The organism is Enterobacter genomosp. S (assembly GCF_001631805.1).
Taxonomy (GTDB): domain Bacteria; phylum Pseudomonadota; class Gammaproteobacteria; order Enterobacterales; family Enterobacteriaceae; genus Enterobacter; species Enterobacter quasihormaechei.
Genome location: NZ_LVVA01000019.1, coordinates 351,226 through 361,539 on the forward strand (window position 1 = coordinate 351,226; position 10,314 = coordinate 361,539).

A 10,314-nucleotide genomic window follows, 5' to 3' on the forward strand; every position below is an offset into this window, starting at 1 on the left:
CCAGCCTTTCCCTCAGCCGGCAGAACGGGATGCAAAATCCTGAATCAGCCTTCAGAATTATTCAGCGAGGAACAGCTCAAGAAGGGAGTTTAAGAACAGCTTACCGTGCTCGGTGATCTGCCAGTAATCATCACATTCCGTCAGATACCCCTGCGCCAGCGCCTCGTCAATCTGCGGGCGAATCGCTGATTCCGGTAAACCGGTATAACGCGAAAACTCGGCGCGCGGCGCGGCTTCCAGCAGACGGAAGCGGTTCATGAAGAACTCAAACGGCTTGTCCGCCGCCTCGACGTCGTGCTGACGCTCCAGGTAGCGGCCTTCCATAAATCCGCGCGGATGACGCGTTTTGGCGGTACGCAGAATGCGACCGTCCGGGAAGGTCACTTTGCCGTGGGCGCCGCAGCCAATCCCCAGATAATCACCAAAACGCCAGTAGTTCAGGTTGTGCTGACACTGATAGCCCGGCTTCGCATACGCCGAGGTTTCATATTGCTGATACCCTGCCGCGGTTAACAGCCTGTGGCCCTGCTCGAAGATATCCCACAGCGCGTCGTCGTCCGGCAGTACCGGCGGGCGGGAGCCAAACAGCGTGTTCGGCTCAATGGTGAGCTGATACCACGACAGATGCGGCGGGTTCAGTTCAATCGCCTGACGCAAATCGTCCAGCGCCTCTTCCAGCGACTGGTCCGGCAGGCCGTGCATCAAGTCGAGATTAAAACTGCGCAGCCCAAGCCCCGTTGCCAGGTTCGCCGCCCGCTTTGCCTCTTCCGGGCCGTGAATGCGCCCCAGACGCTTTAGCTTTGGCTCGCTAAAGCTCTGCACGCCGATGGAGATACGGTTCACGCCCGCGCGCTGATACTCGACAAAACGGTCGGCCTCAACGGTGCCGGGGTTGGCTTCCATCGTAATTTCAGCATCCGCCGCCAGATTCAGGCGCGCACGCACGCCGTCCAGCAGCGTCTGCATCGCCGGGCCAGAGAGCAGGCTCGGCGTACCGCCACCAATGAAAATGGTCTTTACCTCACGTCCCTGCGCGTACGGTACATCGGCATCCAGATCGGCCAGCAGATGCGAGACGTAATCATCGTGCGGCACTTCGCCCTTCAGCGCGTGCGAGTTGAAATCACAGTACGGGCATTTCTGCACGCACCACGGGATATGAATATAAAGACTCAGAGGCGGCAAATTAGCCATTACGTAACGCTTCCAGTAACATTTTCAGCGCGCGACCACGGTGGGAGATCGCGCTTTTCTCTTCGCGGGTCAGTTCCGCAGCGGTTTTGCCCTCGGTCGGGACAAAGAAAATCGGGTCGTAGCCAAAACCGCCGTTGCCCGCCGCTTCACGGGTAATCACGCCCGGCCAGCTGCCGTGACAGACGATCGGCGTTGGGTCTTCCGCATGACGCATGTAGACCAGCACGCAGTGGAACTGCGCGGTACGCTGTTCGTCGGGAACGTCCTTCAGGGCCACGAGCAGCTTTTCCAGATTCTGCTGGTCGGTGGCGTCCACCCCGGAATAGCGGGCGGAGTAAATCCCCGGCGCACCGCCGAGAAAATCTACGGCCAGACCGGAGTCATCGGCAATCGCGGGCAGCCCCGTGATCTGTGCGGCGTGGCGCGCTTTCAGAATGGCGTTTTCGATAAACGTCAGGCCCGTCTCTTCGGCGGAATCCACGCCCAGCTCGGTCTGAGCCACCACGTCCAGCCCAAAATCATTTAATAGCGAGGCCAGCTCGCGCACTTTACCGGCGTTACCGGTGGCGAGAACAACTTTCTGCATGGTTTAGTCCTGTTCTGTCAGAGCCGCGACTTCCGTCGGGATAGATTGCGGATTAAGGATTTTTACCTGTTTATGGCGGCCAAGTTCACCTTTCTCAATGATGACCTGGCTTTTAGCGACGCGAAACTGTTTAGCCAGGTATTTGGTCAGATGCGCATTCGCCTGGCCGTCAACCGGCGGGGCGGTGATGGCGACTTTTAACTCGTCGCCATGCAGCCCAACAATGCTGTCGCGGCTGGCTTTAGGCTGAATGTACAGCCGTAAAACCAGCCCGTCGGCGCAGGGGCTTACTGCACTCATAACGCCATCCACAGCCCCGGCAGCAGCATATTGCCCGTCGCCTGCAACAGTTCCGCGATACCCATATTCAGCACGTACAGCAGCAGAACGAGGAGCATCGGGGAGAAGTCGATCCCGCCCATGGCAGGCAGCAGGCTACGAATTGGACGCAGCAGCGGTTCCGTCAGCTGAATCAACGCGTATTCCACCGGGCTACGGCCCCGGCTTACCCAGCTCATGATCGCCATCACCAGCAGGACCCAGAAGATCAGCAGGCCGACGGTTTTCACGAGGATCAGAACGGCTGAAATCCAGATAATCGGCTGGAAAGTAATGACCATAAACAGCACGATCGCTTTGATAACGCTCAGAATAAACGCCATCAGCAGGGATGAACTGTCAATCGGCCCCATTGCCGGAATGATGCGGCGAAGCGGCCCCACAACGGGCTGCGTGATTTTCACGATAAATTGTGAGAATGGATTGTAAAAATCACAACGGGCCCACTGCATCCAGACGCGCAGCAGCAGCGCCATCGTATACAGTTCAATGACCGTTGAGAGCAGGAAAGTCAACGTCTTCATGGCGTTCCTCAGTTTTCCTTATTATTGGGTGTAATCGCGCGCACCGAAAATAGCCGTGCCGATGCGCACCATGGTGCTGCCTGCCGCGATGGCGGCTTCCATATCGTCCGACATGCCCAGAGAAAGCGTGTCTACCGTGTCATAGCGCGCTTTAAGCGCCTCAAATGCTACAGCCATTTGCTGTGCCACGGCAAACTGCCTTTCATAACTTGACTCTGGCGCCGGAATTGCCATCAGCCCGCGCAGGGTTAAGCGCGGCAGCGCCGCCACCTCAGCCGCCAGCGCATCCAGCTCGCCCAGCGTAATGCCGGACTTGCTGTTTTCATCACTGATGTTGATTTGAATCAGCACGTTAAGCGCTGGCATCTCTGCCGGGCGCTGGTCGCTCAGACGGGTGGCGATGCGCAGACGATCGATGGTGTGGCACCAGTCGAAGTGCTCTGCTACCAGTCGGCTTTTGTTCGACTGTAGCGGGCCGATAAAGTGCCATTGCAGGTCCGTATTGCCCTGTTCCCGGAAAGCGCGAATCTTATCCACCCCTTCCTGCACATAGTTTTCGCCGAAGGCGCGATGACCGGCGGCAATCGCTTCTGCGATGGCGCTCGCAGGCTTGGTTTTGCTGACTGCAAGCAACGTAATTTCTTCTGAAGCACGGCCGCAACGCGTTGCAGCGGCTGAGATTTTGTCCCGGACCTGTGCCAGGTTATGCGCAATGTCGTTCATTTTCCGAGGAGTAGTCTATGGATGTGGAAGAAATTGTGGCCCTTAGTGTAAAGCATAACGTCTCCGATCTACACCTGTGCAGTGATTCGCCACCGCGCTGGCGCAGGTTAGGCCGGCTTGAACCTGCGCCGTTTCCGCCCCCGGATGTGGAGGGATTAATAAAAGCGTGGCTTAACGACGAACAGCAGGGCGCATGGTGGGCAAACGGGCAGGTGGATTTTGCCGTTACCCTCGCAGGCGGTCAGCGGCTGCGCGGCAGTGCGTTCAAGCATATGCACGGCGTTTCGATCGCGCTGCGGCTGTTGCCGCTGACGTGCCCGCAGCTCTCTGCGTTGGGTGCACCGCGAGCTATCCCGGCGCTGCTGACCCATGACAATGGCCTGATTCTGGTCACCGGCGCCACCGGGAGCGGAAAATCGACCACCCTGGCCGCGATGGTCGATTTCCTCAATCACCAGACGGACGGGCATATTCTGACCCTGGAAGATCCGGTGGAGTTTATGTACCAGAGCGAACGTTGCCTGATCCAGCAGCGCGAGATAGGCCAGCACAGCCCGTCCTTTGCCGAGGCCCTGCGCAGCGCGCTGCGTGAAGATCCGGATGTGATTCTGCTTGGCGAGCTGCGCGACAGCGAGACGATACGCCTGGCGCTGACGGCGGCTGAGACTGGCCATCTGGTTTTAGCCACGCTGCACACGCGCGGGGCGGCGCAGGCCATTGAGCGCCTGGTCGATACCTTCCCGGCGCAGGAAAAAGATCCGGTGCGCAATCAGCTGGCGGGAAGCCTGCGCGCGGTGCTGGCGCAGAAGCTGCGTCAGGATCTCCAGGGCGGGCGCGTGGCGCTGTACGAATTACTGGTGAACACGTCTGCGGCGGCGAACCTGATCCGCGAAGGCAAAACCTGGCAACTTCCGGGCATTATCCAAACGGGGCAGCAGGCGGGGATGCAGAACTTTGAGCAGAGTCTGGCAGAGCGGCGGGCGCAGGGGCGGCTGTAGGCCCCGGCGCTCAGTAACCTTGTTCGAAATAGCTTTCGAGGATGATGACGGCGGAAGCAGAATCCACGCTGCCTTTGTTCAGCGCCCGGAAGCCGCCGTGCTCGAACAGGCCAGCGCGCGCTTCAACGGTGCTCAGACGTTCATCGTGCAGCTTAACGGAGACGCCAAAGCGGCCATGGATTTTGTTCGCGAACTTGCGCGCGCGGGCGGTAAGCGGTTGCTCGGTGCCGTCCATGTTCAGCGGCAGGCCGACAATCACGTCGTCCGGCTGCCACTCTTTAAGCAGGCGCTCAATAAGGTTCCAGTCCGGCGTGCCGTCGTTAGCTTTCAGCGCCGTGAGGGGGCGGGCGGTGCCGGTGATCCGTTGACCCACGGCGACGCCGATGCTTTTGGTGCCGAAGTCGAAGGCGAGAAGGGTGCCGCTCATCACGCGTGCCCCGCAACGCCAGGCATGGTCAGAATATCAATGCCAATCAGCTTCGCCGCGTCGCGCCAGCGGTCGGCAATAGGGGTTTTAAACAGGATATTCATATCCGCAGGGGCTGTGAGCCAGGCGTTGTCCAGAATTTCTTGTTCCAACTGCCCTTTTTCCCAGGAGGCGTAGCCGAGCGCAACCAGCACTTCAGAAGGCTGATTTGCCGTGCCCAGCGTTTCGAGCACGTCGCGAGAAGTCGTGACGACGGTGTTATCGGAGATACGAATACTGGACGAGAAAACCGGCGGGGTATGCAGGATAAAGCCACGATCTTCTGCAAGCGGGCCGCCCAGCATCACCGGTTTATCGAGACGGATCTCCGGCAGTCGCGCTTCAGCGGGGATTTTCAGCTTGTCCAGAATCCCTTCAACCTGAAGGTTTTCCAGCGGCTTGTTGATGATAATCCCCATCGCGCCGTCTTCGTTGTATTCACAAATGTACACCACGGCGCGGCGGAAAATCGGATCCTGGAGAGCAGGCATGGCAATAAGAAAGTGATGCTGTAAATTCATTGTCAGAGGTACTGTTTCCTGGTTTAAAAAGCGACAGCGCCCAGTATGGGGATAAACACAGGCGCTGTCACAGGTTATTTCTGTAAACGTTTTTCGATAGCGTCCATCAGCATTCCGGTGATCGAGATCGGGAATTCCGCCTCAATTTCACGAATGCAGGTCGGGCTGGTGACGTTCACTTCGGTCAGGCGATCGCCGATGATATCGAGGCCGACGAAGATCAGACCTTTAGCTTTCAGCGTAGGACCGACGCGGCGGGCAATTTCCCAGTCGCTTTCGCTTAACGGACGCGGTTCGCCTCGGCCGCCGGCCGCCAGGTTGCCACGGGTTTCGCCACCCTGCGGGATGCGCGCCAGGCAGTAAGGCACCGGCTCGCCGTCTACGACCAGCACGCGCTTGTCGCCGTCTTTGATGGCAGGCAGGTAGTTCTGCGCCATGCAGTAGCGCGTTCCCAGCTCGGTCAGCGTTTCGGCAATCACGCCAATGTTCGGGTCGCCGTCCTTCACGCGGAAGATCGACGCGCCGCCCATGCCGTCCAGCGGCTTCATGATGATGTCGCCGTGCTTCTGCCAGAATGCTTTCAGCTGCGTTTTGCTGCGGGTGACCAGCGTTTCCGGCGTCAGGTCAGAGAACCAGGCGGTGTAAAGCTTCTCGTTGCAGTCGCGCAGGCTCTGCGGCTTGTTGACGATCAGCGTTCCTTTCTCTTCGGCACGCTCAAGGATATAGGTGGAGTAAATGTATTCGGTGTCGAACGGCGGATCTTTACGCATCAGGATGACGTTGAGGTCGGCCAGGGCAATATCCTGCTCGGTGCCAAATTCGTACCATTTGTCGTAGTTCTGCTCGACGTTAACGATGCGGGTGCGTGCGCGGGCTTCACCGTTGATCAGGTAAAGATCGTTCATCTCCATGTAGTGGAGTTCATAGCCGCGACGCTGCGCTTCCAGCAGCATAGCGAAGCTGGAATCTTTCTTGATGTTAATGTTTGCGATGGGGTCCATCACGATGCCGAGCTTAATCATCTTCTTCTCCGTTAATGGGTCAACCCAGATCGCCAAACCGTACCTGTAGCGCGGTAATGGCTGTGAGTGCCGTTGTCTCAGTGCGCAGAACGCGAGGTCCCAACAGAATATCAGTAAACTGGTAACGCGCCGTCATGGCGATTTCGTCAGCCGACAGGCCGCCTTCCGGGCCAATCAGCAGGCGTACGCGCTCAACGGGCAGCGGCAGCGTATTGATGCTGGCGCTGGCGCGCGGATGAAGATTAAGCTTAAGCCCGCTTTCCTCTTCTGCACACCAGTCTTCCAGATCCATCGCCGGGCGGATCTCCGGAATACGGTTACGGCCACTCTGTTCGCAGGCCGCAATGGCAATTTTCTGCCACTGCTGGAGCTTTTTGTTCAGACGTTCCGCATCCAGTTTAACGCCGCAGCGCTCAGAAAAAAGTGGCGTAATGAGGCTTACACCCAGTTCAATGGATTTCTGGATGGTGAACTCCATCTTTTCCCCGCGCGACATCACCTGGCCGAGGTGAATGTGCAGCGGGGATTCCCGGTCGTCCACTTCGCCACGCAGCACCTTTACGTGCACGCTTTTTTTGTCGGCGCGCGTAATTTCAGCGTCGAAAACCTGATTAGAGCCGTCGAAGAGCTGAATGGCCTGGCCTGCACCCATGCGCAGCACACGGCCTACGTGGTTTGCAGCATCATCAGACAGGGCGATTTCGCCGCCAGCGGTAATCAGTTCAGGGTGATAGATGCGAGGGATGCGCATAGTCAGAAATTCCATATGTCATGCGATATAAGCGAATGGCCGTAGTGTAGGTTAGCTCTTTTGCGCCTGGCAAGCCCGCTGGACGTAAGGGTTGTGATTCCCCTGGACGTTGGCAATACGTTCGTCGCGCTGGCATTCCCAGTCCGTCACCGGATAGAGTTTGTCCCAGGCATTGAACAGCTGCGTCTGCTGGCGGGAAAGGTTGAGATCGTAGCGGTCGCGCATATAGAAGTACGTCCGGGCGATGCTGCCGCGCGCGCGGGCTGGCGGTTCGGCGACTTTATCTTTGAAATCGACCTTCATGGCGCACTGACCGTACTGGCCTTCGCCACCGTTCCACTGGCTGTACATGAAGTTACCGCGATCGCCATTGACTTCACCCACGGCGGGTTGCAGGTTGTGCATATCGCTTTCCATCTGGCGATAAACCGGATCTTTTGCGCAATTCTTACGTCCGCCATCCTGCCAGCACTGGCGCTGGTGGCCAAACTGCCAGGCCGGAACAACGTGTTCCCATTCGATTCGGCTGGCGCGGTTCTCGTTCTTGCGCACCTTATAGCCGCAGGACTCCAGGTCTACGATCCCTTTTTTACCCTGCCAGTGGATTTTACAGCCGCAGTAGAAATCACCCGGCACGTCGGCGTTAATCTTTACGCCTGCCGTTTTAGCCTGAGAAAAACTGTGAATACCGTCGGCCAGAGCATGGCCGGAAAGCGCCGTCGCCAGAAAAGCGACCGCGAGAGAAACATTACGGGACATCTTACACTCCGTGTCAAAACGAGCCCGCAACGTAACGAATGTTGTTCCTGTATGCAATCAGTCAGATCAGGAAAGTTCCTGATAGTTCAGTTGATTATTCCGCGACCAGCGGTTCGCCACACTTCACGCAGCGGTAGGTCGCCTCGCCCCGCACCACGCGGTTGTGGCGGCGGACGGTAAGCTGGTGCTGCTGGCACTGGCAGCGGTAGGGAAAGGTATTGCGGCGCACCGATTCCAGCTCGAACTTATGGGTTCGGCGTGCCGGAACGCCGAGCACCGCCTCCATCATCCACTTCCACTCTTTGCCGTGCGGCGCGACGCGGCCAAAGTGTTTCCACACCAGAAGATGGGCCAGCTCGTGCGGCACCACTTCTTCGATAAACGCCTGCTGATTTTCCATCATCAACACCGGGTTCAGGCGGATCTCGTAGGCTTCCAGCCAGGCGGTGCCTGCCGCGGTGCCGCGCTGCTGATAGACCAGCTTCGGTTCAGGATAACTGCGGCCGAGCTTCAGGTTGGCCTGGGCGAGTTTTTCCCGCAGGCTGCGCATAACGGCTTGCTGAATGGCTATGGGGAGACGGGGAGCTTTCATAGGGGCAGAGCATAAAGCGGGAAGCGGGGAGGCGCAAGAGGCGCCTCCCGCAAGAGGATCAGTCGTGTGCGCCGATTTCGCGCAGAGGACGACCTTTCATCAGGTTACGTTCAATGTGTTCCAGTGAAACGTGTTTGGTTTCAGGAACCAGCCAGATTGTGAGAACAATAAAGAACAGGTTCAGACCTGCGTAGACCCAGAAGGTATTGGCGTTACCCAGGGTATTGAGCATGGTCAGGAACGTTGCGCCGACGATCATGTTGGCAATCCAGTTGGTTGCGGTAGAGCAGGTGATACCAAAATCACGCCCTTTCAGAGGCTGGATCTCAGAGCACAGTACCCAAATCAGCGGACCGGCACTCATCGCAAACCCAATGATAAACATCAGCAGCATCGCCACGGCGAAGTACTGTGCCGTTGGAGAGTGAATGCCCACGTGCATCATGGTGCCCAGCACGCCCATACCGACAGCCATCACCAGGAAGCCCAGTGTCAGGGTTGGCTTACGTCCCCAGCGGTCCACCAGACCGATGGCGATAAAGGTTGCCAGCACGTTGGTCAGGCCGACGATCACGGTGCCCCACATCTGCTCGGTGGTGTTGGTGTAACCCGCCAGTTCGAAGATTTTTGGCGCGTAATACATGATGACGTTCATCCCGGTGAACTGTTGCATGACCTGTAACAGCACGCCGAGGAACACCGCGCGGCGGAAGTTGCTGTTCTCTTTGAACAGCGCCCAGCCGGACTGTTTCACCTTCAGGCTTTCGCGGATCTCTTCCAGCTCGTTTTTCGCTTCGGCGCTGGTATCACGCAGGCGTAAGAGCACGCGTTCGGCATCGTGGAAGCGTCGTTTGGCGGCAAACCAGCGCGGGCTGTCCGGCAGAAAGAAGACGCCGATCAGCAGCAGGACGGCAGGGATAATGATCACACCCAGCATCCAGCGCCATGCGCCGCTGTAGCTGAACGCGGTATCGGAGAGATAAGCCCCGAGAATACCGATGGTGATCATCAGCTGATACATGGAAATCATGCTGCCGCGAATTTTTTCCGGCGCGATTTCAGACAGGTACAGCGGAGCAGTATAAGACGCCACGCCCACTGCCAGACCCAGCAGCACGCGGGAGAGGATCAGCACTTCAACGTTAGGCGCAGCGGCAGAGAACAACGAGCCGGCAACGAACAGGATCGCGCCGATCATCAGGCTCTTTTTACGCCCGAGCTTAAAGGAGAGCCAGCCGCTGCCGACCGCGCCGACGGCGGCGCCGAACATCATGGAGCTAACCACCCATTCCTGAGTGTGTGCGCTAATCTGGAACTCATCGGCGATGAAAGGTAATGCACCGGCGATGACGCCAATATCCAGGCCAAAGAGTAATCCTGCCAGAGCGGCAAGGAAGCAGACGAAGAACGTCATTGCCTTATTGGACGTACGCCCCTGTTTATTATTGTCAGGCATTATGCCCTCCAGTTGGGTTATCAGTTTTATCGATATTAAGGGTAGGTGAGCGGCTCATAAAAATATGTGAGACAAATCACAATGGTGTAATCGGTTACACTAACCCGTAACCGTAAAAATAATTAAAGCTTTGAAAATATAGAGGTAAATTAATTGATATGCATCGCGTTTGCATGAATTTCAGACTTAACTGAAAGGGAATGTAACAGCAGAAGAATTACGATCATGCAAAGAGATTATTCTGAAAGCGGGGTTTATCCGGCATAGTGTAAGCGGTTTCAAAGATTGCCGGGTGGCGGCTGCGCCCTTACCCGGCCGCAAAAAATTTTGTTGGGGTTTGGGCCGCCGCTACCCGACATAAAAAAAGCCAGCACAAAGGCTGG

General features: G+C 57.4%; 13 protein-coding genes. 1 reads left to right on the forward strand and 12 read right to left on the reverse strand.

The features are described from left to right. Positions 1-57: 57 nt before the first annotated feature. From hemW to A3466_RS15145, 5 genes are read right to left on the reverse strand one after another with little or no spacing between them, the layout of a single operon-like run. Positions 58-1,194 carry a radical SAM family heme chaperone HemW gene (gene hemW / locus A3466_RS15125; RefSeq protein WP_063451229.1) on the reverse strand — a complete coding sequence of 379 codons (1,137 nt, stop codon included), beginning with the start codon at positions 1,192-1,194 and terminating at the stop codon, positions 58-60. Then, entirely contained in the window at positions 1,187-1,780 is a 594-nt protein-coding gene (locus A3466_RS15130) for an XTP/dITP diphosphatase (RefSeq protein WP_063451230.1), read from the reverse strand. Before A3466_RS15130 ends, hemW begins: the two co-directional genes overlap by 8 nt. Before the next feature lie 3 nt (positions 1,781-1,783). Continuing rightward, positions 1,784-2,080 carry a DUF167 family protein YggU gene (gene yggU, locus A3466_RS15135; RefSeq protein WP_003860023.1) on the reverse strand — a complete coding sequence of 99 codons (297 nt, stop codon included), beginning with the start codon at positions 2,078-2,080 and terminating at the stop codon, positions 1,784-1,786. After that, complete coding sequence (locus A3466_RS15140) at positions 2,077-2,643, reverse strand: YggT family protein (protein ID WP_063451231.1); 567 nt, start codon at positions 2,641-2,643, stop codon at positions 2,077-2,079. Before A3466_RS15140 ends, yggU begins: the two co-directional genes overlap by 4 nt. A 21-nt stretch (positions 2,644-2,664) precedes the next feature. Next, positions 2,665-3,366, reverse strand: a complete 702-nt coding sequence (locus A3466_RS15145) for a YggS family pyridoxal phosphate-dependent enzyme (protein WP_063451232.1) — start codon at positions 3,364-3,366, stop codon at positions 2,665-2,667. A gap of 17 nt (positions 3,367-3,383) precedes the next feature. On the opposite strand from A3466_RS15145, the gene A3466_RS15150 reads away from it, so the two are divergent. After that, a complete protein-coding gene (locus tag A3466_RS15150) occupies positions 3,384-4,364 on the forward strand; it encodes a type IV pilus twitching motility protein PilT (protein WP_063451233.1) in 981 nt (326 codons plus the stop codon). Between the two features lie 10 nt (positions 4,365-4,374). On the opposite strand, the gene ruvX is transcribed toward A3466_RS15150, so the two are convergent. The 7 genes from ruvX to galP form a co-directional block, all read right to left on the reverse strand. Continuing rightward, positions 4,375-4,791, reverse strand: a complete 417-nt coding sequence (gene ruvX, locus A3466_RS15155; RefSeq protein WP_006811925.1) for a Holliday junction resolvase RuvX — start codon at positions 4,789-4,791, stop codon at positions 4,375-4,377. After that, positions 4,791-5,351 (reverse strand): YqgE/AlgH family protein, encoded by a 561-nt coding sequence (locus A3466_RS15160; RefSeq protein ID WP_022649353.1) that lies wholly within the window; start codon positions 5,349-5,351, stop codon positions 4,791-4,793. Before A3466_RS15160 ends, ruvX begins: the two co-directional genes overlap by 1 nt. A gap of 74 nt (positions 5,352-5,425) precedes the next feature. Continuing rightward, complete coding sequence (gene gshB / locus A3466_RS15165; protein ID WP_063451234.1) at positions 5,426-6,373, reverse strand: glutathione synthase; 948 nt, start codon at positions 6,371-6,373, stop codon at positions 5,426-5,428. Positions 6,374-6,392: 19 nt separating this feature from the next. Next, complete coding sequence (rsmE, locus tag A3466_RS15170; protein ID WP_063451235.1) at positions 6,393-7,124, reverse strand: 16S rRNA (uracil(1498)-N(3))-methyltransferase; 732 nt, start codon at positions 7,122-7,124, stop codon at positions 6,393-6,395. Positions 7,125-7,175: 51 nt separating this feature from the next. Next, positions 7,176-7,883 (reverse strand): deoxyribonuclease I, encoded by a 708-nt coding sequence (gene endA / locus A3466_RS15175; RefSeq protein ID WP_063451236.1) that lies wholly within the window; start codon positions 7,881-7,883, stop codon positions 7,176-7,178. Positions 7,884-7,977: 94 nt separating this feature from the next. Then, positions 7,978-8,475: a SprT family zinc-dependent metalloprotease gene (locus tag A3466_RS15180; RefSeq protein WP_063451237.1), complete on the reverse strand. Its 498-nt coding sequence runs from the start codon at positions 8,473-8,475 to the stop codon at positions 7,978-7,980. A gap of 58 nt (positions 8,476-8,533) precedes the next feature. Then, positions 8,534-9,931, reverse strand: coding sequence for a galactose/proton symporter (gene galP, locus A3466_RS15185; RefSeq protein ID WP_063451238.1), 1,398 nt, complete (start codon positions 9,929-9,931; stop codon positions 8,534-8,536). Positions 9,932-10,314: the final 383 nt, after the last annotated feature.